Raw genomic sequence first — 24,960 nt, 5'->3', positions numbered from 1 at the left:
TCAGGCAGAACTCACCGGCAGGCCATGTGCGGAATAGCCGGCGTCTGGCGCAAACGAAACCCGATCGACGCCAACGACCTGTCGGATGTCGCCAGCATGATGCAGGCGCTGGTACATCGCGGCCCCGACGATCATGACAGCTGGCACAACAATCGGCTGGCCCTCGGTCACCGCCGACTGACCATCATCGATCCCTCGCCCGCCGCCCGTGAGCCGATGCTGACTTCTTCCGGCAATGGCGTTCTCGTCTACAATGGCGAGGTCTACAATTACCGCTCGTTGCGCGAAACGCTGCAGGCGCAAGGCGTCGTCTTTCGAACCATCTGCGATGCCGAAGTGGTTCTCGAAGCCTTGCATCACTGGGGTCCCGAAAAAGCCGTGCCGCTGTTCGACGGGATGTTTTCCTTCGCCTATTTCGACGCTCGCAGCAGTGCGCTGTGGCTTGCGCGTGACCGTCTTGGAATCAAGCCGATGTCGGTGGCCGACACGCCGGAGCGAATCCTGTTCGCCTCGGAGGACAAGGCGATCCTCGCCTGCGACGGTTTTCCGCGCGACATCGACAGCCGCGAGATCACCTTGCGGCTTGCCTGGCAGAACCGCGATTCCAGCTACAGCCTGTTCGACCGCATCGAGCGCCTGCCGCCCGCCGGCCTGTGGAAGATCACCGATGGCGTTATCGAGAAGCGCCGCTTCTGGCATGTGCTGGACGTGCTGGAGACCGCGCGCATTACCGGCGATGCATCCGCTGATGCTGAACACATGGCGACGCTCGAGGCGTTGCTCAAGGACAGCGTCGGGCTTCACTGCATCGCCGATACCAGCGTTGCCACCGCCTGCAGCAGCGGTGTCGACTCCGGCCTGATAACGGCGCTGGCAAAGCGGTTCAGGCCGCAAGTCCATGGTTATGTCGTCGACCCGCAGCTCGGTCACAGCGAGGCCGAAGACGCCGAACGCACCGGCCGCCATGTGGGCGTGCCCTTGCGCCGGGTGCAGGTCGACAGGAACCGGTTTTTCGAACTTTGGCCAAGGGTAATCTGGCATCTTGAAAGCGATGGCTGGCACGCCAGCCATGTCGCGCTGCTGGCGCTTGCCGAACAATGCCGGGCCGATGGCGTCAAGGTGCTGCTCACCGGCGAAGGCGCAGACGAATTGTTTGGCGGCTACCCATTGCAGGCCTTGAGCATGAAGAAGTGGCGTTCCTGGTCGTGGCCCCGGCGCCTGGTCCATTCGAAGCGCTCGCTCGACCGGAGATTCGAGCAACAGCGTCATGCCCCCTACAAGGTCTCGGCTGGAAGCCACTCACAAATGGATCGCAGCATGGTCCTGCGTGCTTTGTCGCCGGAGCTGAATTTCCTGCAAACCGAGATCTTCGACCGGCTGGAGCCGGTGACGCCGCCCGCGGATCGCGCCTTTCTCGGTAGTTGCCTCTACGACCTCTATTCGCATCTGCAGGACATACTGCACCGGCACGACCGGCTGAGCATGGCAGCGTCCGTGGAACTGCGGGTCCCGTTCCTGGAAAACCGCCTGATCGACTTCGCCATCCATTTGCCGAGGCGGCAGAAATACCGCGGCAAAACAGGAAAATGGCTTTTGCGAAAGGTCGCTGAAAAGCATATTCCGCGCCAGAACGTCCATGCGCGCAAGATCGGCTTCGAGATGTCGTCGCAATTTTCGGCCGGCACGGAGACTTTGCTGCGCGGCGGTTTCCTGCGCGATGCCTTGAAATGGCCCGCCGCGAATTTGGAGGACATGGTCCAGCTCGCGCGGCGCGAGCAACCATCCAGGCTGCGGCTTGTCGGCATGGAGCTTTTCCTGCGCCTTCACGCCGGCGGCGAGACGCCAAGCACGCTGACCGAAGCCTTGCATGCCGCTGCCCGGGACAGAAGCTGACTTCGCGCGCGGCCGACAGCCCCGCGCAGTGGACCAATGAGAACATCGCTGTGGGTAGCGGACCCTTCCCGGCTGACGTATTTTCGCCTTGCTATCCTGTTGTTGGACCACGATCTTTTTCGAAGACGCGTTCGCCCTTTTGGATGTCGTGCTCTATTTCAAACGGATGCCATGATTGTCGTCCCGGCGGACGAAACCAGCACGTGAAGGTGGGACAGGTCTAATGATCGATGACGAGCCGGACAGCGAACGCGTCTCGGCGCTGGCGCCGTTCCGGCACGGCATCTTCCGCGCCGTCTGGTCGGCCAGCCTGGTGTCGAATTTCGGTGGCCTGATCCAGGGCGTCGGCGCCGCCTGGATGATGACCACCATCGCCACGTCGCCCTATCAGGTGGCGCTGGTCCAGGCCTCGGCCACTCTGCCGATCATGCTGTTTGCACTCGTCGCCGGCGCCATCGCCGACAGCTTCAACCGGCGCAAGGTGATGCTGATCGCCCAAATCTTCATGCTGGTCGTCTCTGCACTTCTAACGCTGTTCACCTGGAACGGCTGGATGACGCCGTGGACGCTGCTTGCCTTCACCTTCCTGATCGACAGCGGCACGGCGCTCAACAACCCGTCCTGGCAGGCATCGGTCGGCGACATGGTGCCGCGCAACAAGCTGCCGGCCGCGGTTGCACTCAATTCACTGGGCTTCAACCTGACACGCAGCGTCGGCCCGGCGATCGGCGGCATCATCGTTGCCGCCGCTGGTGCGGCTGCTGCGTTCGCCGCGAATGCGCTGAGCTATATAGGTCTCATCATCGTGCTATTCCGCTGGAAGCCGGAGCTGCCGGTCTCGACGCTACCGCGCGAGACGCTGGGCGCCGCCATGGGCGCCGGCCTGCGCTATGTCGCCATGTCGCCCAACATCGGCAAGGTGCTGGTCAGGGGCTCCGCCTTCGGCTTCAGCGCCGGCGCGGTTTTGGCGCTGCTGCCGCTGGTGGCGCGCGACGTCGTCAAGGGCGATGCCTTGACCTACGGCATCATGCTCGGCGCCTTCGGCATCGGCGCCGTCTGCGGCGCGCTGATAAGCGTGCGTCTCAGACAATTGCTATCCAGCGAAACGATGGTGCGGATGGCCTTCGCCGGCTTTGCCGTCTGCGCCTTCAATGCCGCCATCAGCCTCAATGCCTGGCAGACTGCGGCGGGTTTGCTCATCGGCGGCGCCTGCTGGGTGATCGCGCTGTCGCATTTCAACGTCACGGTGCAGATGTCGACGCCGCGCTGGGTCGTCGGCCGGGTGCTGTCGGTCTACCAGACGGCGACCTTCGGCGGCATTGCGCTGGGCAGCTGGATCTGGGGCGTCGTTGCCGATGCGCATGGCGCCGAAACCGCGCTGATTGCGGCGGCCATCGCGATGCTTGTTGGCGGCGCCATCGGCCTGTTCCTGCCGCTGCCGCAGCAGACGACTCTCAACCTCGACCCGCTCAACCGCTTCAAGGAGCCGCATCTCGGCCTCGACCTGAAGCCGCGCAGCGGCCCCATCGCCATCATGATAGAGTACATTATCCGCGACGAAGATGTGCCCGAATTCCTCGCCACCATGGCCGAGCGCGGGCGCATCCGCCGCCGCGACGGCGCCCGCAACTGGACGCTGGCTCGGGACCTAGAAAATCCCGCAGTCTGGATCGAACACTACCACACGCCGACCTGGCTGGAATACATCCGCCACAACCGGCGCGCCACCCATGCCGACGCCTTCGTCGGCGAGCGGGTGCGGGCGCTGCACAGCGGCGACGAACCGCCGCGCGTGCGCCGCCTGATCGAGCGCCCGACGACCGCCGGCACCGCGCTGGTCTCGCCGAAGGGGCCGATCGATCACTGAGCTCGCCATAGCCGTAGCGCCGGTCAGCCGGCGCTCTGGATCATGTAGAGCTTGCGCGTGGTCTCGCGTATCAGCCACTCGCCCTTCCAGCCCTGCGGCAGGACGAGGAGATCGCCCGGACCGAGTTCCCGCACCTCGCCATCGATGCGGCTCAGTTCCACGCGCCCCGAAATGATGTGGCAGATCTCCGACGAGTCCGAACGATCGGCGGTGAAGCGGCCGGGCGTGCATTCCCAGATGCCGACATCGACAGTCCCGTCCGGCGATTGAAAGAACGAGCGCACGGCCTCGACCTGATCCCCTTCAATCGAGGTTGGCTTAGGAGAGAACGCGCCGATCTCGGCCTTGGCGAGATCGTGGAAGGTCGAAAGATCGATCAAGTCTAGCTCCATGGATAAGAGCAATTCCAGGAAAGGGGTCTGCCCCGGAATTGCGTGAGAACAAATGGCTTTAGTGGCCGGTGATGCTGTCGGCCAACGCGGCCAGCTTCGAGGTGCGCGCAAGCCCTGCCGCCTCGCGGCCATCGGCAATGCGATAAAGCTGGTACATCGAATGCACGCCCAGCCAGCGGAAGGGCTCCGGTTCCCATGGCCTGACCTTGCGGTTGACCCAGGGCAGCTTCGTCAGCTCGGTGTTTGCCCCGAGAACAAGGTCAGCCAGCGTGCGCCCCGAAAGGTTGGAGCTGGACACGCCGAGGCCGACATAGCCGCCGGCCCAGCCGATGCGGGTCGCGGGATCGAGGCCGACCGTGGTGCACCAGTCGCGCGGCACGCCGAGCACGCCGCACCAGGCGTGATCGATGCGGCATCCCTTGGTCTGCGGCAAGAGCGTCGTCAGGATCGTGTGCAGCTGGTCGATCGTGGCCTGCTGCGTCTGGCCGTTGACGTCGGTGCGCGAGCCGTAGCGATAAGGCACGCCGCGTCCGCCCATCGTGATGCGTCCCTCACGCGTGCGCTGGGCATAGCAATAGGCATGCGCCGCATTGCCGAGCAGTTCGTGCCCTTCCCAACCGATGTCGCGCCACAGGTCGGGCGGCAGCGGCTCAGTCACGATCTGCGCGCTGTTGAGCGCCAGCCAGGTCCGCTCCTCGCCGGGGATGCCTGATGTAAAACCCTCGGTCGCGCGGATGATCGTCTCCGCCTGCACCGTACCGCGGTCTGTCGTCACGCTGCCCTTGGCGATGCTTGTCACCGTCGTCTTCTCATAGATCGGCACGCCCAGCCGCTCGACGGCATCGGCAAGCCCACGCACCAGCTTGGCCGGCTGCACCCGCGCCTGGCCATGCACGACGAAGCCGCCCATGACGTTACGGATGTTGATGCGCGTGCGCGTTGAGGCGGCGTCCAGCATCTCGACGCGGTTCGGGTCGACATCCCAGGAACGGATCGTCTCACATTCTTCGCGCACGCGCTCCAACTGCGCTGCGTTGGTGGCCACCGTCAGATTGTCGACGCGGCGAATGTCGGCGTCGATGCCTTCCTCGGTCGCGACCCGGATCACTTCGTCAACGCAGCCTGCCATCGCCGCCTGCATCGCCATCACGCCTTGCCGGCTCGATGTCTTGAGATATTTTTCGCGCGACCAGCTGAAGCCGCCCGACAGCCAGCCGCCATTGCGCCCCGAAGCGCCGAAGCCGGCAAATTCGCGCTCGACGATCACGACGCGCAGCGATGGCTTCGCCTTTTTCAGATAGTAGGCGGTCCACAGGCCGGTATAGCCGGCGCCGACAATGGCGACATCGGCCTCGATGTTTCCAGGCAAGGGCGGGCGCGGAACGGGAACCGCCCCCAGATCCGCATACCAGAACGATATGTCGCCGTTGCGCTTGGCTTGCATGGAATGACTTTCAGATGAGATCAGGCCAGATGGGATCAGGCCAGATGGAATCAGGTGAGTGTGGTGTCGGCGCTTGCGTCGTCCGCCAGCAGCTTGGCGTCGCTGCCGTCGAAGCAGAGCTCGACCTTGTCGCCGAGGCCAAAACTCTCGCCGGTCAGCGGTGAGCGCACGATCGCGGCCGAGCCGTCGGCGAGCTTAACGTCGTATTTCGATTCCGAGCCGAGATAGATGGCTTCCGCGATCGTCCCCGACAGGCGGTTGGCGCCATTGGCAGCACTTTGGCCGGCTCTTCGGATCGCGAGCTTTTCGGGACGCAGCAGCATCACCGGACTGGCTTCCCCCGACAGCTTACGCGGTACCGTCACCGTCTCGCCGGCGATGCTCAGCGCGGTGCTGTTGCCATCGCTGCGCGCCTTGCCGCGCAGCACGGTGGAATCGCCGATGAAGCGGCCGACGAACAGCGTTGCCGGTTCGTCATAGAGCTGGCGGCCTGTGCCGACCTGTTCGATGCGCCCGCGGTTGAACACAGCAATGCGGTCCGACAGCACCAGCGCCTCTTCCTGGTCATGCGTGACATAGACGAAGGTGGTGCCGAGCTCGCGATGGATGCGCTTGATCTCGAGCTGCAGCCATTCGCGCAGCTTCTTGTCGAGCGCGCCGAGCGGCTCGTCCATCAGGAGCAGCGGCGGGTCGAAGACGATGGCGCGTGCCAACGCCACGCGCTGCTGCTGGCCGCCCGACAATTCGCTGGGATAGCGATGCGCGAAATCGCCCATCTTGACCATGTCGAGCGCCCTTGCCACGCGTGTCTGCCGCGTCACCTGGTCGACGCCGCGCAGCGTCAGCGGATAGGCGACGTTGCGGCCGACGCTCATATGCGGGAACAGCGCGTAATGCTGGAAGACGACGCCGATGTTGCGCTTGTGCGCCGGCACGCCGACGACGCTTTTTTCCCCGACCAGAAGCTTACCGCTGGTGACATCGGTGAAACCGGCAACCACGTTGAGCGTCGTCGTCTTGCCCGAGCCGCTGGGGCCGAGCAGCGTCATGAACTCGCCGGGCTCGATGCGCAGCGACACGCCGTCCAGCGCCTTGAAGCCGCCATAGGCCTTGCTGATCGCTTCGAGATCGATCGCCGCGCCCTTGCTTGTCGGCTTCGGATTCATTGGCGTCCTTTCCGCTCGCGGCCAAGAAGGAGCATGCCGCCGCCGATCAGGATCGTGGTCGCGAAAAGCAGGATCGTGCCGACAGCCGCCACCGTCGGATCGGCGTCGCGCGTGATCGAGGCAAAAATCTGCACCGGCAATGTCTTGAGATAGGGGTTCGTGATGAACAGCGACACGACAATCTCGTCGAACGAGGTGGCGAAAGCGAACAGCAGGCCTGAGAGCACGCCCGGCGCGATCAGCGGCAGCGTCACCGTGCGAAACGTGGTCAGTGCGCCGGCGCCCAGGCTGGCTGCGGCTGTCTCCAGCCGGCGGTCGAACACTTCGAGACTGGCCGAGACCGCGATCAGCACGAAGGGCAGCGCAAGGATGGTGTGGGCCAGCACGAAGCCGAGCAGCGTCCCGACGAGCTGCGTGTCGAGATAGACGGCATAGATGCCGATCGCCAGCACCACGCCCGGCACCACCATCGGCGTCAGCATCAGCATACGCAAAAGGTTCGCCGGCCGCGCCTTCATGCGGTCGAGGCCGAAGGCGGCAAGCGTGCCGAGCACCGTTGCCAGGACGGCAACGATGGAGGCGACTTTCAGCGAGTTCAGGAAGCTGTTCGACCAGTCCGGATTGGTGGCGAAATTCTGGTACCACTGCCAGGAAAAGCCTTGCGGCGGAAACGCCAGCGATTTGTTTTCGTTGAATGACATCGGCACCACGACCAGCGTCGGCGCCACCAGCCATATCGCCACCAGCAGGCAGACGAGCCCGAGAAGAACGCGGGTGAGCGGCTTCATCTCCATCAGCGCCGCCCCGCTTCCCGATGACTGGACCGCATCACAGGTGCTGCCAGCGCCAGCAGCACGAAGGTGGTGACCAGCAGAACGACGCCCATGGCGCCGCCCCTGCCCCATTGAAGCAGGCTGAGCACCTGCGTCTGCACCAGCGTCGACAGCATGGTCGAGCGCGGGCCGCCGAGCAAAGCAGGCGTGATGTAGAAGCCGAGCGACAGGATGAAGACGATGATCGCGCCGGCATAGACGCCGGGCAGCGACAGCGGCAGATAGACGGTGAAGAACGCGCGCGACGGCCGCGCACCGAGGCTTTGCGCCGCACGCATCAGCCTGAGGTCGATGCCTTGCATCACGGAATAGAGCGGCAGGATCATGAACGGCAACAGCACCTGCGCCATGCCGATGACCACGCCGGTCTGGGTGCGGATCAGCTTGACGCCGCCGAACCCGACCGAGCGCAGCAACGAATTGATGACGCCCGAATCCTGCAGCAGGATCACCCATGACAGCGTTCGCACCACACCACTCACCCAGAACGGGATCAGCACGCAAAGCACAAGCACCAGCCGGACGCGCGGCCCGACCGCGGTCATCAGATAGGCATAGGGATAGGCCGCGATGACGCAGACCAGCGTCACCCAGGCCGAAATGACGAAAGTCCGCTGCAGCACTGTCAGGTTGACCGGCGCGCCGAAGAACCAGGCATAGTTCTGCAGCCCCCACTCAGGTTCCGACAGGCTGCGCAGCACAATGGTGAGCAGCGGATACCCGATCACCGCGACGAGCAGGATGAGCGCCGGCGCCGTGAGCGCGAACGGCCGCCATGCCCGACCCGACCGCGCATGGGCGGCGGGTTGGGCGATGGGTTCGGACGCGCTCACGGCCTGGCTCTCGCTCGGCTGTTCAGTTGCCGGCCATCAGCGCCGACCACTTCTCCTGCGCCACCGGGAAGTTCTCGACCCAGAACTTGATGTTCTGCTTGTAACCCTGCTTCTGGCGCTCGGGCGTGTTGGTCAGGAAGGCGGCGACCGACGCATCGACCTTGGGCTGCGCGTCATTGTTGATCGGCGTATAGGAGGTCTGCTGCGCCAGGATCTCCTGCGCCCCCTTGCCGAGATAGGCATTGAGCAGCGCATAAGCCGCATCCGTATCCTTGACCCCGACCGGAATGGTCATCTGGTCCATCACCACCAGCCAGTCCTGCCAGGCCGGCGCATATTTGGCGCCGTTCTTCACCGCCGTCATGGCACGGCCCGTCCACATCATCAGCATGTCGGCCTCGCCGGACTCGGCGAGCTGCTGCGATTCAGCGCCGGTCTTCCAGTAGATCGTGTCGGGACCGAGCTTGCGGATGACATCGATGGCCTTGTCGATGTCGGCCACCGTCATCGCCTTCGGATCGCCGCCCGACGCCTTCAGCGCCTGCTCCAGCAGGCCACCGGTCGGATCGCCCGAACCATCCAGCGCGCGCACGCCCGGGAATTTTGTCGTGTCGAAGAAATCGGCCCAGCTCTTGGGCGGGTTATCCCCATACTTCTCCTTGTTGTACATCAGTACGACGCCGTAGTTCATGGCCGGCACCGAGCATTCGCCGACCTGGCCCTCCGGAACCTTTGAGACGTCGAGCTTGCTGAAATCAAGCTTCTGGAACAGCTTGCCGCAATAGACGTAAGGCGGCAGGTCGGCGGTGTCGACGACGTCCCAGGTGACGTTGCCGGATTCGACCTGCGCCTGCAGCTTGGCGATCTCTGTCGGCCCGTCATTGAGCAGCGTGGCGCCGGACTTTTCGACGAACTCCTTGAGCGCGGCGGCCTGGCCGTCCTGGTAGATGCCGCCATAGGAGACGAGCGTCAGCGTCTTGCCCTTGAGCGAGCCTTCCTTGACCTCACCCGCGACAGGCTTTTCCTGCGCGAACGCTGCGGTTGCCAGAACGCCGAGCGCCAGCACGGCGCCAAGGCCAAGATGTCTTGTTTTCAGCATGATTATTGTTCTCCCATTTGACCCGCATGGATTGAACCTACCTGGCTGCGAGCGGTTTCCAGGCCCTATATTGATCGAGTTCGGCGCGCATCGAAGTCGGTGGCGCAATGATCCACATCACCTCGGCTCGGCCACTGCCGATGTTCTCTGAGCGATGTGCTGTCGATGTGGCGTATTCGATGCTGTCGCCCTCTTCCAGCACATGCCTGACATCGCCGAGCGAAACCTCGACGATGCCGCGCAGCACGACGAGCATCTCGTGCGCGTCGCCATGGGTGTAGAGCGCTGGGCCGGTCGAGCCGCCGATTTCGAACTCGCCGACATAGACTTCCATGTCGCTTAAAGGGGGACGCGAGAGCAGCATCTTGCGGCAGCCGTCGCTGGGCGGCAGGCTCGGCCGCTCGCTGCGCAGCAAGGCCCCGCGCTGCCCGGCGGCACTATCCTCGAACAGCATCGCCACGCTCACCCCAAGCGCCGAGGCCATCTGGTTGAGCGAGGCGGTGCTGGCGCCGGTCAGGCCGCGCTCGAGCTGGCTGATGAAGCTGGCGCTGGTCCCGGTCAGTTCGGCGAGTTCGCGCAGCGAAAGCCGCCGGCGGAGACGCAGGCTCTTCAGCCGCTGGCCCAACATCTGATGGGCATGCGTCGCCGTCGAGGCGACGCCATTCTTGACCGGAGCCTGGTCGGTGCTCATCCAGTCTTTTTCTCCCACTGAACAATTTGTACAGTGACACTGTACACGTGGCAAGCGCCGAGTAGGGACATTTAAGATGCCGGCCGAGGCCTAGTCTTCGCCCGACAGGTCGCGCCGCGCCTTGTCGAGTTCCTCGGCGTAGCGCCGCATCAGATGGCCCTCGGTAAAAAGCCCGACAACGGCCCGGTTGTCGAACTTCTCGACCACCGCCAGTTCCTCGGCGACGGCGCGCTGGATGGTTTCGGCGGTGGACCGGAGGTTCATGGTCGGCACCAGCACCGCACGCCGGAATTTGGCCGGCGCCAGCACCGGCGTCTCACCACCGAACTGATCGCTGTGCAGTTCGGCGACGATCAGCACGCCGACATAATGCCGGCTGCTTGCGGCGCCATTCTGGCGCTGAGGCGCAGTCAGGCTTGCCGCCCCGCTTCAATTCCCCGCGAGCGTGTCGAGGTATATGAGCGATCGCTTACGCAATGGACGCAGCTGTGTTATTTATGCCCCTCTCTATTTCCCTCGAGGAGGAGAAGATGAGTGCGCGGGGACTTTTTTCATTAGCTGTTGGCATGATTTTTTGAGCTCGTCTGCGGTGAGCAATTCAAGCATGGATATGCCGTCTAGGTCTGTTGTGTCGCACCCGATGTCTCTTTTGGCGGGAGGCAATCCGGAAAACCAAAGCCGGCCGGCAAAGGAATTTATCCAGACTGCACAACAAGATGTTTGCTGTCCTGGCGGCTACCCTTGGTATCGCAATTCGACGAACACCTGCTGCGGCAGCTATGAAGACTGCCACGATACCGATGGCGGCGGATGGTCCTGCAGACAGGTCAACGCCTGCTAGACTTTCTTGGGCCCACGCCTTCTTGACTGTGCCCGGTCCTCAGATCGGCTTCGGCTCGCCGGCCTCATAGAGCATGAGGTTGCGCTCGCCTATGCCGAGCGATGCCCAGCTCGCCCGCCAATCGGCGATGTGAGGCGAGCGGAAATGCGCGTCGAGCGCGGCCCTGTCGCTCCACACCTCGGTTACATGGATGAGCCCGACGTCGAGCACGTCCTGTGCGTAGGAGTATTCGATGCAGCCGGGCTCCGCCCGGCTGCCCAGTATCATGCGCCGCATGGCCGGCCTTGCCTCGTCGAGCCGTTCCGCCGGCAGGCGAATGGTGCCGATGATCACCAGCATGATCTCTCTCCTCAAGGCCTCTGTCGTCCTGGCAGGTAGCCAGTCCTCCCACCCTCGCGCAAGCTTGACCGGTTAGGCTCGAAGGGCTGTCGCGTGCTCGGCAGGCTTGTGATTGGGGACGACATGGCGGTTAGCGAAAGCTTAGCGACAGGAACAGTGGCCAAGAACGGCCGCGATGTCTTCTTCGCCATCGGCATCGTCATCATCCTGGCCGTGCTATTCCTGCCGATCCCGGCCTTCCTCATCGACATCGGCCTCGCCTTCTCGATCGCACTGTCGGTGCTGATCCTGATGGTGGCGCTGTGGATCCAGCGGCCGCTCGATTTCTCGTCCTTCCCGACCGTGCTGCTGATCGCCACCATGCTACGGCTATCGCTCAACATCGCCACCACGCGCATGATCCTGTCGCACGGCAATGAGGGCACGCACGCCGCCGGCTATGTCATCGCCGGCTTCTCCAAACTTGTGATGGCCAGCGATTTCGTCATCGGCCTGATCGTCTTCATGATCCTGATTGTGGTCAACTTCATCGTCATCACCAAGGGCGCCACCCGTATTGCCGAAGTCGGCGCCCGCTTCACCCTCGACGCCATCCCCGGCAAGCAGATGTCGATCGACGCCGACCTGTCCGCCGGCATGATCGACGACAAGACAGCGCAACTGCGCCGCCGCGAGCTGGAAGAGGAATCCTCCTTCTTCGGCTCGATGGACGGCGCCTCGAAATTCGTCCGCGGCGACGCCATTGCCGGCCTCATCATCACCGCCATCAACATCGTCGGCGGCATCGCCATCGGCTACATCAGGCACGGCATGGGCATGGGCGAAGCCGCCGATGTCTTCATCAAACTGTCGGTCGGCGACGGCCTTGTCACCCAGATCCCGGCGCTTATCGTTTCGCTCGCCGCCGGCCTGCTTGTGTCCAAGGGCGGCACGCGCGGCTCGACCAACCAGGCGGTGTTCGGCCAGCTCGGCGCGCATCCGCGCGCGCTCTATGTCGCGGCCTCGCTGCTCGTCCTGCTCGGGCTGATGCCCGGCCTGCCGTTCTTCCCGTTCTTTACGCTGGCTGCAGGCATGGCTGGTCTTGGCTACGTCATCCCGATGCGCGCCAACCGCGAGGCTGCCGCCGCCGAAGCGATCAAGGATCTGGAGAAGGCGAACAAGGTCGAGGAAGAGAAGAACTCGGTCAAGGCTTCGCTGACCACCGCCGAGATCGAGCTTCTGATCGGCAAACAGCTGTCGACGCGGCTGCTGGTGTCGCATCAGGAACTGGTGTTCCGCATGGCCAAGATGCGCAAGAAATTTGCCACGCAATATGGCTTCGTCGTGCCGGAAGTGCGCGTCGCCGATGATTTCGGCATCCCGCCGAAAAGCTATCAGATCAAGGTCCACGGCACCGTCGTCGCCGAATACCAGATGCGCGTCGGCGAGATCATGGTGCTGCTCGGCAACCGGGATTTGCCCGACGTTCCCGGCGAGGAAATCCGCGAGCCGGCCTTCGGCATGCGCGCCTTCTCGGTGCTTGAAACCTTCGCCGAGGATCTGAAGCGCGAGAACTATACCTTTGCCGACAACATGTCGGTGCTGCTCACCCATTTGTCCGAGGTGATCCGCAACAACCTGCCGCAGCTTCTGTCCTACAAGGACATGAAGGCGCTGCTCGAGCGCCAGGATCCGGAATACCGCAAGCTCGCCGACGAGATCTGCACCTCGCACATCTCCTATCCCGGCCTGCAGGCGGTGCTGAAATTGCTGCTGGCCGAACGCGTATCGATCCGCAACCTGCATTTGATCATCGAGGCTATCGCCGAGATCGCGCCGCATGTGCGCCGCACCGAGCAGATCGTCGAGCATGTCCGCATCCGCATGGCCCAGCAGATCTGCGGCGATCTCTCCGAGGGCGGCATGCTCAAGGTGCTGCGCCTCGGCAACCGCTGGGACCTCGCCTTCCACCAGAGCCTCAAGCGCGACGCCAAGGGCGAGGTGCGCGAATTCGACATCGACCCGCGCCAGCTGGAGGAATTCGGCCAGGACGCGACCAAGGCGATCCGCAAGCATCTCGAGGCCGGCGAGCGTTTTGTCCTCGTCACCGCGCCCGATGCTCGCCCCTATGTGCGCATGATCATCGAGCGCCTGTTCACGACGCTTCCCGTTCTCTCCCATGTCGAAATCGCCAAGGGCGTCGAGATCAAGGTGCTCGGGACGATCTCGTGAACATACTGTCGCAAGGCGTCGCCATCGCCGCCTTCCTCGCCTTCTGTCGCATCGGCGCCTGCTTCATGCTGATGCCGGGCCTGTCCAGCGCCCGCGTGCCGGTCCAGGTCCGGCTGTTCGTGTCGATCGCCGCCACCGGTGGCCTGCTCGCCTTCCTGTGGGACAAGATCTTTCCCTTCGTCGATGCGCGTCCGCAGGTACTGGCGCCGATGATCATTTCGGAACTGCTGGTCGGCGGGCTGATCGGCGCGATGACGAGGCTCTACATGGAGGCGCTGCGCTTCATGGGTTCGGCCATCGCCATGCTGATCGGCTATGGCGGCACCGGCGGCCCCGCCATCGAGGAGCCAGAGCCGCAGGCGGCTCTGGCCGCCATCATCTCGTTTTCAGCGTTGCTGCTGCTCTTCGTCTTCGATTTCGACCACGAGATCATCCGCGCTCTGGTCGCCTCCTACACGGTGGCGCCGGTCAACGTCTTCTTCAATCCCCAGGCCGCCTTGGTCGATCTCACCGACACGGTGTCGGACGCCTTCTTCCTGGTCATCCGGCTCGGCAGCCCGTTCATCGCCTATGCCATTCTCGTTAATTTGACGATCGGCTTCGTCAACAAGCTGACGCCGCAGATCCCGGTCTATTTTATCTCGCTGCCTTTCGTCATCGCCGGCGGCATGATCATCTTCTACTTCGCCATCGGCACCATGCTGTCGCTGTTCGTCGACGGCTTTGTCGACCTGACGCTGGCGAGGTGAGATGAGCACGCGCAAGGAACGGCTGAAGAAACTGGTCAAGGTGCAGGAGCAGTTGAAGGCCCTGCACGAGACGCGCCATGCGGCCTTCCTGGCGGCAGCGGCAACCGCCGAAACCGAGGCCAGGGAACTTGTCCAGCATTTCGACGCCGACCAGTCGATGGCGGTGCTGTTCCCTGATCTCTACCATCGCCGCATCGCCAATGCGCTGGTCCGGCAGGAAGCGAGCTTGGAAAGCGCCAGGCAGGAGGTCACGCTCATCGCCACTGCGACGGCGCGCACCAACATGGTCGAGCGCGCCTACAAGGACGTGCGCCGACAGGACGAACGCGAACGCTCCGACCGCGACCGGCTCGATCTGGTCGCGCAGAGGCGAGGGCAGGAATAATCGGAAGTTAGAGCCGGGTCACCTGCGGACGGCGTTCGGTTTCGTTCCGTGCGGCGGGCTGTGTTGGGTGTACGGCGCCGTGTTCGGCCTCTGCGCCTACGCCACCTACGATCTGACCATGGCGACGCCGGCAGCGCCCACCGCAAACGACCAGATCGCATCGACCCAGCCGGAGTTGCCGCTGCTGATAGCAATGCCTAGCATCCGGCGAAGGATTTCGAGCCGGCAAGCCTGCCACAAGCTTGCTGCGGCATGGTCGCTCAGGAAACCCGGCAAAGAGGCGGACTTTCTTGGCGATTTCTCCACCCAGCGACATCGTTCTCGATGTTGCCCGAGCCGTCGACCCGACGGATATCGAGGCTGCCCGTGCCGCGCTGGCCAAGCGGGCCAACGGCGTTGGCGGCGCCTTTTTGGTCGACATGGCGGCTTCGGTGGATACCGGCTCGATCTTGTCGCGTGCCACGGCCGACAAGGCCGCGGCAGGCGCCGATCCCGCGGGAAAATTCAAGAAGTTCGAGGCCATGGTCTTGCAGACCTTCATCCAGAACATGCTGCCCAAGGACACAGAGGGCGTCTACGGCAAGGGGCTGGCCGGCGACATGTGGAAATCGCAGCTTGCCGAGCGTGTCGCCGACGTCATGGCCGAGCGCGGAGGGATCGGCATCGCCAAATCGCTGCTCGCCGACCACTACAAGGACGGCAAGCGCACCGTGCCGATCGGCCCGGTGTCAACCGGGCCGCACAAGACCGAGATCGACCAGCAGACCCGGCTGTCCACCTCGCTGGTCGAGGAATTGCAGCGCAAGGCCGCACGGTCGATGACCGGCGACGAGACGACCATCAAAACCGAAATCAAGATCTAGACCAGGATTTTCAATGGCCGATTTTTCAAAATACTCTTCCAACCTGCCGGCGCGTACGTCCGAAGCGCCGATCCCGTTTGCACGGCCGGGCAACCTTGCCGCCATCATCGGCCGCATCGAGGAAGCGGTCGAGGAAGAGACGGCCGGTTTGAAGAACGACACCAGCTATGACCTCAAGGCCTCCAACGCCCGCAAGAGCCGCTACCTCTATGAGCTGACCCGCGCCATGAAGGGCGCCAACGAGATCGAATTCCTGGAACAGCATCGCGACAGTCTGGCGCGGCTGCGCCAGAAGCTCGCGAAAAACGAGGCTGCAATCCTCGCCCACCTCAACGCGGTCAACGAAGTCGCCACGCTGTTGAAGAACGCCATTCAGCGCGCCGAAGCCGACGGCACATACTCGGCCGGCGAATTCGGTTGGGCGAGCTGATGATCTCGGCAACAGGCGGGAACAACCGGTGATCAAATTCATCGCCGCCGCGATCTGGATCTGCGCCGCCACGCTTGGCGCGGTGTTCTATTCGTTCCAGGCGGCCGGTGAGCGCGGCGTCGGCGAGACGCCGAAACCGATGCTGGGTGGCCTCGACTACGTCAAGACCGACATCATCTCGGTGCCGCTGATCCGCGATTCCAAGATCGACGGCTATTTCCTCACCAAGCTCGTCTACACGGTCGAGCCGGCCGAGATAAAGAAGATGTCGATCCCGGCCGAAGCGCTGATGACCGATCAGGTCTATTCCTATCTCTACTCCAATCCTCAGATCGACTTCACCAAGAAGGAAACCATCGATCTCGATGCCTTCCGCAAGGCCATACGCGACACCGTCAACGCCCGCGTCGGCGCCGACCTAGTGCATGAAGTGCTGATCGACCAAGTCAACTTCCTGACCAAGGATGAAATCCGCGACAACGCCATGCGCCGCCGCAAGGATCCGGCCACGCCGACCGAACCGGCCCCGGCGGAATCGGCCCAGGCCGAGGCGGCGAAGCCCGCTGCTGAACACTAACCTTCGTCGCAGGGTGAATGTTCTCTGCCGCATTCCTTCCGACTGAAACGAGATGACGCATCGCGCGTTGACGTTTACGTCAACTCGAAGCTATATGCGCCAAGCGACCAGGATCGCGGCACGCGCGAGACAGCGACTTCGGCGGAGGCCGGTCACTGAAGCGCGGCAAAACGCAACGAGACCAGGAGAACAGTCATGAGCGTTCAGGACATTGCCGAGAAGATGAGGTCGCGCGTGGCGAGCGCCGGGTTCGAACATTCCGTGAAGTTCGATACCGGCAGTGACGGCGTCATCGTCATCGACGGTGCAACCGTCTCGACCACCGACGCGCCGACCGACTGCACCATAAAGCTGTCGCTCGACGATCTGGATTCGCTGATCGCCGGCGACCTCAACCCGACCATGGCGTTCATGTCCGGCAAGATAAAGGTCGAAGGCGATATGTCGGTCGCCATGGCGCTCAGCCAACTGATCGGCTGAGCCCTTCGCAAAAACAAAACGCCGCCCTCGCTGAAATGCAAAGGACCGGCGGCGTTTGTTTTTGGACAATCAGGCGGCCAGCGACAGCCTCTGTGCCGTGAGCTTGCGACCTGCAGCCCTCAGCGTGCCACGCGCGCCGTCGAGCGCACCCTCGATCAGCTCCAACGCCAGCAAGCGGCGCCGCTCGTAAGGTCCAGGCATGGCGAGCGCGCCTGTCTTCTCCGCCGAAAAGCCGAAGCGGCCATAGTAAGGCGCATCGCCGACTAGCAGCACCGCGGCATGGCCGAGACGCGCGGCCTCGGCCAAAGCATGGCGCATCAGCGCCGAGCCGATGCCGGCGTTCTTCAGCGCCGGATCGACGGCGAGCGGCCCGAGCAGGAGCGCCGCCGGGCCGCCCTCGCCCAGCCTTACATCCCACAGCCGCACAGTGCCGATCACCGCGCCCGCCGCATCACGCGCCACGAAGGCGAGGCCTTCGGAAGGCCGGCGGCCACGCCGCAGCTTCTCCGACGATTTCTTGCGCCGCATCGGCCCCATGGCGCGATCGAGCAACGCTTCACGCGATGCAATGTCTGCCGCAGTTTCGGCGACGACAACAATGGCGCGGGCAATCTCCCCCCTCGAGGGGGAGATGTCGCCGAAGGCGACAGAGGGGGTCGGCACGACCTGACGCGACACCGCGTCGTGGACGAGGGATGCCGGCGCTTCACGCGAGACGACCCCCTCTGGCCTGCCTGCCATCTCCCCCTCAAGGGGGGAGATTCCCACGGCACCATCAATGTAATTTACAATGTCCATTTCCGCGATCCTTCACGAGCGGAGCTTGTTCCACAGGCGAACCCGTGCGGACGCAAACGTCCGCCTGGGGTGATCTGAAGGCCGAAGCCGTCAGATCACGTAGGATCGGAGAGGCTCGAAGCCGTTGAAGGCGACCGCCGAGTAGGTGGTCGTGTAGGCGCCGGTGCCTTCGATCAGCACATCGTCGCCGATGGTCAGCGACAGAGGCAGCGGATACGGCGTCTTCTCGTACATCACGTCGGCCGAATCGCAGGTCGGGCCGGCGAGCACGCAAGGTGCGGTCTCCGAACCGTCATGGCGGGTGACGATCGGATAGCGGATCGCCTCGTCCATCGTCTCGGCCAGACCGCCGAACTTGCCGATGTCGAGGAACACCCAGCGCACATTGTCGTTTTCGGCCTTCTTCGAGATCAGCACGACTTCCGACTTGATGACGCCGGCATTGCCGACCATGCCGCGACCCGGCTCGATGATGGTCTCAGGGATCGCATTGCCGAAATGCTTGCGCAGCGCCGAGAAGATGGCCTGGCCATAGGCCTGGGCCGCCGGCACGTCACGCAGATAGCGCGTCGGGAAACCGCCGCCCATATTGACCATCTTCAGGACGATGCCTTCGTCGGCGAGCGTGGCGAACACCTTCTTGGCGTCGGCCAGCGCACGGTCCCACGCCGTCAGGTCGGTCTGCTGCGAGCCGACATGGAACGACACGCCATAGGCGTCGAGGCCGAGCGTCCTGGCGTGGCGCAGCACGTCGACGGCCATCGCCGGCACGCAGCCGAACTTGCGCGACAGCGGCCACTCGGCGCCTTCGCCATCGGTCAAAACGCGGCAGAACACACGCGCGCCGGGAGCGACGCGGGCGATCTTGTCGACCTCCTCGACGCAGTCCACCGCAAACAGCCGGATGCCCAGCTGGTAGGCGCGTGCTATATCACGCTCCTTCTTGATGGTGTTGCCGAAGGAGATGCGGTCCGCCGGCGCACCGGCGTCCATCGCCATCTCGACCTCGGCAACGGAAGCGGTGTCGAAGGACGAGCCCATCGCAGCAAGCAGGCGCAGGATTTCCGGCGCCGGGTTTGCTTTCACCGCATAGTAGATCCGGGAATCGGGCAGCGCCTTTTCGAAGGCGCGGAAATTGTCGCGCACGACATCGAGGTCAACGACGAGGCAGGGGCCGGACGGACGTCGGGTGGCGAGGAAGTCGAGGATGCGCTGGGTGGCCATCGGGGTCTCTCCATTAACGCCTTGCGGCGCGCAATAAGGCTGCGGGACGCGGGCTTTCGGCCTCGCGAACACGCGGTCAAACAAAGGCGGGACGGAAATCCATGGAACCAGCCGGTGGAGACCCCGGAACCATGAAACGCCATCTCGCGGCGGTGAACCTTGGCCTTGCCCGGCCTCGGTTCGCTTTGTCTGCCTTGGCTTGGATGGGAGACCCGTCCGCACTGCCGGCAATGAAGGTGTGCCTCTTCAGTAACCCCGGTCTTTGGACGACCGGCAGAACACCAGAAAGGCCCGCACCGTCGTTGCTTCAAGGTGTCCTCGGGCTGGCGGTTGGCCGCTAGACCGACTGGAGGGGTTAGCTCCAGTTACCTTACCGATTTCCCTCACCATTCGAGGATCGGCGGACACCCACAGGCACGTGCGACTTTGGGCAAGCGCGATATAAGATCGAAAGATTTCACAATCAATAAAAATCGTATCCCAGGTTGTAAAATTTCCGGCATCGAACAATGCTGGGCCTACTGTATACGGATATCGAACGATGCCAGGCACGCACGGCCCGCTCAACGCCTTTCTTGACCTGCGCCGCATGCCGGTCGCCAATGCGGAACTGGGGCCGCTGGCCGGGCTCAGGCTGGCGGTAAAGGACATTTGCGACGTCGCCGGCTACCGCACCGGTTGCGGCAATCCGGTGAAGTTCGACGAGGCGCATGCCGCGTCCAGCACGGCACCGGCCGTGCAGATGATTCTCGACGCCGGCGCGCGCTTCATCGGCAAGACGCAGACCGACGAGTTCGCTTTCTCGCTGATGGGCCAGAACGCGCATTTTCCGTTTCCGGTGAACCCGGCCGCTCCCGATCGCGTCACCGGCGGCTCGTCCTCCGGATCGGCGGCGGCGGTGGCCGGCAAGCTTGCCGATATCGCCACCGGCTCCGACACCGGCGGCTCGATCCGCGCCCCGGCGAGCTTTTGCGGGTTGATCGGGCTGCGCACCACGCATGGCCGCATTTCGCTCGAAGGCACGATGAAGCTGGCGCCGAGCTTCGACACATTCGGCTGGTTCGCCGACGACATCGAGACCTATGAGACGATCGGCAAGCTGTTGCTTGGCCGCGACCCGCATCAGCATCCGCTCAACCGGCCGCTTTCGATCCGCTGGCTGGACGCTTTCGTGGCCGGCCCCGCCGAGGCAGCCGAATATGCCAGGATGAGAGCGCTGGCCGCCAGTCTTGTCGGTGAGCCGGCGCCGGTAGAGTACAGCTTCGCCTCCTTCCCCGACGAGCTCTACTGGTGCTTTCGCCGCCTCCAGGCCGCCGAGGCCTGGCAGCAGCATGGCGCCTGGATCATTTCGGGCGAGCGCGATCTCGGGCCGGGCGTCGAGGAGCGCTTTGGTTTCGGCCGGACAATCGACGAAAAGACCGCGCGGGCCGAGGCGGTGCGCCGCTTGACGTTCCGCTCCGAGCTAGCCGCGCTGCTCGGCCAGGACGGGTTTCTTGTCCTGCCTACCGTTCCAGGCCCCGCACCTCTGGTCAAAAGCGAGCCGCAGCAGCTCCAGGCCTACCGCGAAAGGGCCTTGCATCTTTTGTGCCTTTCGGGTCTTTCAGGCTTTCCGCAAATCACCCTGCCGCTGGGCTCGGTTGACGGCGCCCCTTTCGCCCTCTCGCTGCTCGGTCCTCCCGGCAGCGACATTGCCCTGATACGGCTCGGCCGGCGAATTCTCGATGCGGCACGAAAGGCTTGATGATGGATACACTGACCCGCATGCGCGCCTTCATCGACGTCGTCGAGGCCGAAGGCTTTTCGGCGGCCGCGCGCAAGATCGGTCGCTCCAAGGCGCTGCTGTCGAAATATGTGCGCGAACTCGAGGACGAACTCGGCGCGCTGCTGCTCAACCGCACCACGCGGCAGTTCTCGTTGACCGAGGCCGGCCATACCTATTACAGCCGCGCTTCGGAAATCGTGCGCGAGGTCGACAGCCTGGCCGACGCCGTGCGCGAATCCTCCGGTGACGTGCGCGGCAGGATCAAGCTGTCGGCGGCGCGCACCTTTGCCGATGCACCGATCGGCCAGTCGCTGATCGACTTCGCCAAGCAGCATCCCGACATCGTGCTCGACATCCATCTCGACGACCGTTTTGTCGATCTGGTCGAGGAAGGTTTCGATCTTGCCGTGCGCATCTCGCGCCTGGAGAACTCATCGCTGATCGCCCGCCGCCTGGGGCCGTTTTCGATCAAGCTTTGCGCCTCGCCGGAGCTGATCGCCAAGCACGGCAAGCCGACGCGCCCGCAGGATCTCGCCAACTTGCCCTGCATCGTCGACACCAATGGCCGCTCGCTCGCCAACTGGCGCTTCAGGGGCGATGGCGAGGAGCCAGTCAGTGTCAACGTATCGGGTCCGATCGAGGTCAACAGCCCGATGGCCGCGCGAGCCGCCGCCGTGTCGGGTCTGGGCTTCACCATCCTGCCGGATTTCATCGCCGCACCCGACCTCGCATCCGGGCTGCTGGTGTCCTTGCTCGACGACCGCATCCAGTCGGGCAGCGGCATTTTCGCCGTCTACCCGCACCGTCGCTATCTTCCGGCCAAGGTCCGTGTCTTCGTCGATTTCCTGGTGCAATGGTTCAAGAACCGCGAGAGCGCTTGAGCCGGTCCTGCCGTGCCGCGGTCCCAATTTCGCCCCGTTTCTGGTAACCTCTCGAAATCTCTCCGAGGCCGATGGAACAGCGACCGAGAATGCATCTGAAACGGCACGCAATCATGCTGGCTTCGGCCCTGGCGACGACTTTTGCCTCCGTCGGAGCGGCTGGCGCGCATCCTCATGTATTCGCCGAGGCCCGCCTCGACGTGATCCTCTCGCCGGATCACCAAAGTGTGAAAGCGCTGCGTCACCTCTGGCGTTTCGATGATCTGTTTTCGAGTACGGTGATGATGGAGTTCGACAAGAACTCCGACCTGAAGCTTGACGACAAGGAGCTGAAGGATGTCGCCGACACAGTTCATGCCTCGCTGGCCGAATTCAACTATTTCCAGCTCGTCACCGTCGACGGCAAGGACGTGCCTATGACGCCGCCACCGCATCTGATGGCCAATTTCGACAACGACCAGTTGATCATCCTGTTCGAATCCGAACCCAAGGTGCCGATCAAGCTCGCCGGCAGGATCGATTTCGGCGTCTACGATCCAACCTTCTACACAGCGATCGACTTCACCGAGGATAGCAACATCACGGTGGAAGGCCTGCCCTCGAACTGCACCAAGAGCGTCATCCGGCCTGATCCAGACGAGGCGATCAAGGAAAACCAGAAGACCCTGACGGACGCGTTCTTCAACGACCCGACAGGCACCGACATGAGCAAGATCTTCGCCACCAAGCTCGAACTGAATTGCCCGCCAGAAGGATAGATCCGGTGATGAAACCGTCCCTGCGTTTGGCATTCGGCCTCGTGGTCGCTGCCCTGCTGATGACGCACTTTCTCGGGCAGGCCCATGCCCAGAGCTCACTCGGCATCGGTGTCAATGACGGCATGGCGCCCACCACCGGCCCGTTCGCCCACATCCTGATGTGGATCAATCTGCGCCAGCAGGAATTCTACCGCGCATTGGCTACGGCGATGAAAGCAATGCGCGAGGACGGCAGCAAGATGTGGCTGCTGATCGGCCTGTCCTTCGCCTACGGCATTTTCCACGCCGCCGGCCCCGGCCACGGCAAGGCGGTGATCTCGTCCTACATGGTGGCCAATGAAGTGGCGCTCAGGCGCGGTATCCTGCTGTCCTTCGTCTCGGCGCTGCTGCAGGGCCTGACCGCGATCCTGGTGATGCTGCTTGCCTATTTCGTCCTGCGCGGCACCGCCATCTCGATGACCGACGCAGCCTGGTTCATGGAGATCATGAGCTATGTCTTCGTCACTTTGTTCGGCGCCTGGCTGCTGTGGCGCAAGCTCGGGCCTACGGTCCTGCGCTGGTTCGGCAAGGCGCCCGCCTACAGCCTGTCGGCAGCCCACGCCGGTCATTCCCATGGCGGCCATTCGCATGCCGCTCACAGCCACGCGGCGCATGCGCATTCGCATGCCTTGCATGTGCATCACGACCATTCGCATGATCATCACGATCACGCTGCGCACGACCACGACACACACGATCGTTCCCATCACGACCACGCTCATCACGATCACGCCGCTCACGATCACCCAGCCGGCGAGGTCTGTGATACGTGCGGCCACTCACATGCGCCCGATCCGGCGCTGCTGTCGGGCGACCGCTTCGACTGGCGCACGGCCTGGTCGGCTGTAGCCGCCGTCGGCATCCGCCCCTGCTCCGGCGCGCTGATTGTGCTGAGCTTCGCTTTGCTCAACGGCCTGTGGCTCGGCGGCCTGCTGTCGGTGCTGGCGATGTCGATTGGAACCGCCATCACAGTCTCGGCGCTGGCAACGATCGCAGTCACCGCCAAGAACTGGGCGGTCTATTTCGCCGGCGACGGCCGCATGGGCAACCGCATCCACACAGTCGTCGAAATCGGCGGCGCCGCCTTCGTCTTCCTGTTCGGGCTGTTGCTGTTGTCGGCGAGCCTGTCCGGAGCTGTGTGACCTCGGCGGGTCAGGCCTGACCCGCGATCATTCCGCCCAGCTCATCCTCGATATGAGCGCGGATGATTTCATCGAAACTGTTTTCGGCGCTGAAGCCGAGGTCCCTTGCACGGCGCGCCTCGAAGCGCGTCGGCCAACCCTTGACGATCGCCCAGATCGTCTCGTCGGGCTCCTCACGGATCAGGCTCGCCACCTCGGCGCCTGCAGTGCGCTCCAGCGCCTCGATCTGCTCGCCGACGGTGACGGCAACGCCGGGCATGGTGAGGTTGCGGCGCGGCCCGACAGCGGCACCGTCGAGCCCGGCGGCATGGATCAGGAAACCGACCGCAGAGCGCGGGCTGGCATGGGTGTGCAGCACCGAGCGCGGCACCGGCAGGATCGCCTCGTGGCCGCTCAGCGGCTCGCGGATGATGCCGGAGAAGAAACCTGACGCCGCCTTGTTCGGCTTGCCGGGCCGCACGCAGATGGTCGGCAGCCTTATGCCGATGCCGTCGAAGAAGCCGCGCCTGGAATAGTCGGCCAGCAGCGCTTCGCTCATCTGCTTCTGCGTGCCGTAGGAGGTCAGCGGCGTCGGATGAAAGTCGTCCGGGATGACATCGGGGAACGGCGCGCCGAACACCGCGATCGACGAGGTGAAGACGAGGCGCGGCGCAAAGTCTGCCAGCCGCACGGCGTCGAACAGCGCCCGTGTGCCGTCGAGGTTGACGCGGTAGCCGAGATCGAAATTCGCCTCCGCCTCGCCCGACACGATGCCGGCGAGATGGAACATGACGTCGGGGCGTGAGGCGACCAGGCTCTCGGCAGCACCGGCGTCGGCAAGGTCGCCCGTATGCGTGGCGATGCTGACGCCATCCATCGCCGGCGCTTGCGGCGGCACGATGTCGTGCAGGTCGAGCCCGGTGATCTTGCGGCCGTTGAGCGTGCCGTCCTTGGCCAGCCGGTCGACAAGTTTGCGGCCGACCATGCCGGCGGCGCCAGTAATCAGGATGCGCATTTCGAAAGCCTCTTATTTGCCCTTGTTCTGGTTGCGGCCCCGCAACCAGAACACCAGAAAAAATGCCAGCACGAAGGCGATGCCGACGATGCCGGCAAGTACGGTCGAGACATTGCCGACGGCCAGCATCACGGTCGGCAAATAGAACGCCGCGATGCCGAACAGCAGCATGATCCAGGCTGCGGCAATCAGCGCGTTTCGCGTGTCGCGGTCCATCATGCGGTCCCACCACAGCGGGAACTCGTCAACTCGGATGCCAATGCCATGAA

At 63.8% G+C, this 24,960-nt stretch carries 26 protein-coding genes; 13 read left to right on the top strand and 13 right to left on the bottom strand.

Annotated elements, in window-relative coordinates; translation table 11 throughout:
- The first annotated feature begins 24 nt into the window (after positions 1–24).
- The gene (asnB, locus tag X733_RS164245) at positions 25–1,893 is read left to right on the top strand and encodes an asparagine synthase (glutamine-hydrolyzing) (protein ID WP_023817291.1); all 1,869 of its coding nucleotides are present in this window, start codon (positions 25–27) and stop codon (positions 1,891–1,893) included.
- Between the two features lie 223 nt (positions 1,894–2,116).
- Positions 2,117–3,760, top strand: a complete 1,644-nt coding sequence (locus X733_RS164250; RefSeq protein WP_023817290.1) for an MFS transporter — start codon at positions 2,117–2,119, stop codon at positions 3,758–3,760.
- Positions 3,761–3,783: 23 nt separating this feature from the next.
- Here X733_RS164250 and X733_RS164255 read toward each other — a convergent pair whose 3' ends face one another.
- The 9 genes from X733_RS164255 to X733_RS164295 all read right to left on the bottom strand — a co-directional run bounded on the left by X733_RS164255 (position 3,784) and on the right by X733_RS164295 (position 11,398).
- A complete protein-coding gene (locus X733_RS164255) occupies positions 3,784–4,152 on the bottom strand; it encodes a cupin domain-containing protein (RefSeq protein WP_081726812.1) in 369 nt (122 codons plus the stop codon).
- Between the two features lie 58 nt (positions 4,153–4,210).
- Positions 4,211–5,596, bottom strand: a complete 1,386-nt coding sequence (locus X733_RS164260) for an FAD-binding oxidoreductase (protein WP_023817289.1) — start codon at positions 5,594–5,596, stop codon at positions 4,211–4,213.
- A gap of 50 nt (positions 5,597–5,646) precedes the next feature.
- A complete protein-coding gene (locus X733_RS164265) occupies positions 5,647–6,762 on the bottom strand; it encodes an ABC transporter ATP-binding protein (RefSeq protein WP_023817288.1) in 1,116 nt (371 codons plus the stop codon).
- Positions 6,759–7,556 carry an ABC transporter permease gene (locus X733_RS164270; protein ID WP_023695739.1) on the bottom strand — a complete coding sequence of 266 codons (798 nt, stop codon included), beginning with the start codon at positions 7,554–7,556 and terminating at the stop codon, positions 6,759–6,761. Before X733_RS164270 ends, X733_RS164265 begins: the two co-directional genes overlap by 4 nt.
- Complete coding sequence (locus tag X733_RS164275) at positions 7,556–8,428, bottom strand: ABC transporter permease (RefSeq protein WP_023710962.1); 873 nt, start codon at positions 8,426–8,428, stop codon at positions 7,556–7,558. Before X733_RS164275 ends, X733_RS164270 begins: the two co-directional genes overlap by 1 nt.
- Positions 8,429–8,450: 22 nt before the next feature.
- Positions 8,451–9,527, bottom strand: coding sequence for an extracellular solute-binding protein (locus X733_RS164280; RefSeq protein WP_023817287.1), 1,077 nt, complete (start codon positions 9,525–9,527; stop codon positions 8,451–8,453).
- A gap of 37 nt (positions 9,528–9,564) precedes the next feature.
- The gene (locus X733_RS164285; protein WP_031192937.1) at positions 9,565–10,218 is read right to left on the bottom strand and encodes an XRE family transcriptional regulator; all 654 of its coding nucleotides are present in this window, start codon (positions 10,216–10,218) and stop codon (positions 9,565–9,567) included.
- A gap of 90 nt (positions 10,219–10,308) precedes the next feature.
- Complete coding sequence (locus X733_RS164290; RefSeq protein WP_023817285.1) at positions 10,309–10,578, bottom strand: hypothetical protein; 270 nt, start codon at positions 10,576–10,578, stop codon at positions 10,309–10,311.
- A 520-nt stretch (positions 10,579–11,098) separates the two neighbouring features.
- Positions 11,099–11,398, bottom strand: coding sequence for a putative quinol monooxygenase (locus tag X733_RS164295; RefSeq protein ID WP_023817284.1), 300 nt, complete (start codon positions 11,396–11,398; stop codon positions 11,099–11,101).
- 123 nt (positions 11,399–11,521) lie between these two features.
- Here X733_RS164295 and flhA point away from each other — a divergent pair, with 123 nt between their 5' ends.
- From flhA to X733_RS164330, 7 genes are all read left to right on the top strand, one after another.
- Positions 11,522–13,609, top strand: a complete 2,088-nt coding sequence (gene flhA / locus X733_RS164300) for a flagellar biosynthesis protein FlhA (RefSeq protein WP_023671908.1) — start codon at positions 11,522–11,524, stop codon at positions 13,607–13,609.
- Entirely contained in the window at positions 13,606–14,358 is a 753-nt protein-coding gene (gene fliR / locus X733_RS164305; protein ID WP_023817283.1) for a flagellar biosynthetic protein FliR, read from the top strand. The genes flhA and fliR overlap by 4 nt, the downstream gene beginning before the upstream one ends.
- 1 nt (position 14,359) lies before the next feature.
- A complete protein-coding gene (locus tag X733_RS164310) occupies positions 14,360–14,743 on the top strand; it encodes a hypothetical protein (RefSeq protein WP_023817282.1) in 384 nt (127 codons plus the stop codon).
- A gap of 290 nt (positions 14,744–15,033) precedes the next feature.
- Complete coding sequence (locus X733_RS164315; RefSeq protein WP_023747159.1) at positions 15,034–15,606, top strand: rod-binding protein; 573 nt, start codon at positions 15,034–15,036, stop codon at positions 15,604–15,606.
- Positions 15,607–15,619: 13 nt separating this feature from the next.
- Positions 15,620–16,036 (top strand): hypothetical protein, encoded by a 417-nt coding sequence (locus X733_RS164320; protein ID WP_023671919.1) that lies wholly within the window; start codon positions 15,620–15,622, stop codon positions 16,034–16,036.
- 28 nt (positions 16,037–16,064) lie between these two features.
- Positions 16,065–16,613, top strand: coding sequence for a hypothetical protein (locus X733_RS164325; protein ID WP_023683275.1), 549 nt, complete (start codon positions 16,065–16,067; stop codon positions 16,611–16,613).
- A gap of 195 nt (positions 16,614–16,808) precedes the next feature.
- On the top strand, positions 16,809–17,093 hold the full coding sequence (locus X733_RS164330) for an SCP2 sterol-binding domain-containing protein (RefSeq protein ID WP_023671921.1): 285 nt from the start codon (positions 16,809–16,811) through the stop codon (positions 17,091–17,093).
- 69 nt (positions 17,094–17,162) lie between these two features.
- Here X733_RS164330 and X733_RS164335 read toward each other — a convergent pair whose 3' ends face one another.
- Together X733_RS164335 and odc2 are read right to left on the bottom strand one after the other, a co-directional pair.
- Entirely contained in the window at positions 17,163–17,834 is a 672-nt protein-coding gene (locus X733_RS164335) for an N-acetyltransferase (protein WP_023817281.1), read from the bottom strand.
- A 147-nt stretch (positions 17,835–17,981) separates the two neighbouring features.
- Positions 17,982–19,115: an ornithine/lysine decarboxylase gene (odc2, locus tag X733_RS164340; RefSeq protein WP_023671923.1), complete on the bottom strand. Its 1,134-nt coding sequence runs from the start codon at positions 19,113–19,115 to the stop codon at positions 17,982–17,984.
- A 541-nt stretch (positions 19,116–19,656) separates the two neighbouring features.
- On the opposite strand from odc2, the gene X733_RS164345 reads away from it, so the two are divergent.
- The 4 genes from X733_RS164345 to X733_RS164360 all read left to right on the top strand — a co-directional run bounded on the left by X733_RS164345 (position 19,657) and on the right by X733_RS164360 (position 23,697).
- Positions 19,657–20,856 carry an amidase gene (locus tag X733_RS164345; RefSeq protein WP_023817280.1) on the top strand — a complete coding sequence of 400 codons (1,200 nt, stop codon included), beginning with the start codon at positions 19,657–19,659 and terminating at the stop codon, positions 20,854–20,856.
- A 2-nt stretch (positions 20,857–20,858) separates the two neighbouring features.
- Positions 20,859–21,758 carry a LysR family transcriptional regulator gene (locus tag X733_RS164350; protein ID WP_023701055.1) on the top strand — a complete coding sequence of 300 codons (900 nt, stop codon included), beginning with the start codon at positions 20,859–20,861 and terminating at the stop codon, positions 21,756–21,758.
- A gap of 89 nt (positions 21,759–21,847) precedes the next feature.
- Positions 21,848–22,516: a DUF1007 family protein gene (locus tag X733_RS164355; RefSeq protein ID WP_023701054.1), complete on the top strand. Its 669-nt coding sequence runs from the start codon at positions 21,848–21,850 to the stop codon at positions 22,514–22,516.
- A complete protein-coding gene (locus tag X733_RS164360; RefSeq protein ID WP_023701053.1) occupies positions 22,513–23,697 on the top strand; it encodes a nickel/cobalt transporter in 1,185 nt (394 codons plus the stop codon). Before X733_RS164355 ends, X733_RS164360 begins: the two co-directional genes overlap by 4 nt.
- Positions 23,698–23,707: 10 nt before the next feature.
- On the opposite strand, the gene denD is transcribed toward X733_RS164360, so the two are convergent.
- Both denD and X733_RS164370 read right to left on the bottom strand, forming a co-directional pair.
- Complete coding sequence (denD, locus tag X733_RS164365) at positions 23,708–24,691, bottom strand: D-erythronate dehydrogenase (protein WP_023714026.1); 984 nt, start codon at positions 24,689–24,691, stop codon at positions 23,708–23,710.
- 12 nt (positions 24,692–24,703) lie between these two features.
- Positions 24,704–24,910 (bottom strand): hypothetical protein, encoded by a 207-nt coding sequence (locus X733_RS164370; RefSeq protein WP_023701051.1) that lies wholly within the window; start codon positions 24,908–24,910, stop codon positions 24,704–24,706.
- Positions 24,911–24,960: the final 50 nt, after the last annotated feature.

The sequence above is a fragment of the Mesorhizobium sp. L2C066B000 genome (assembly GCF_000502335.1).
Classification (GTDB): Bacteria; Pseudomonadota; Alphaproteobacteria; order Rhizobiales; family Rhizobiaceae; genus Mesorhizobium.
Note: the sequence above shows the minus strand (reverse complement) of the source record. Positions and strands in the feature narration are given on the sequence as shown.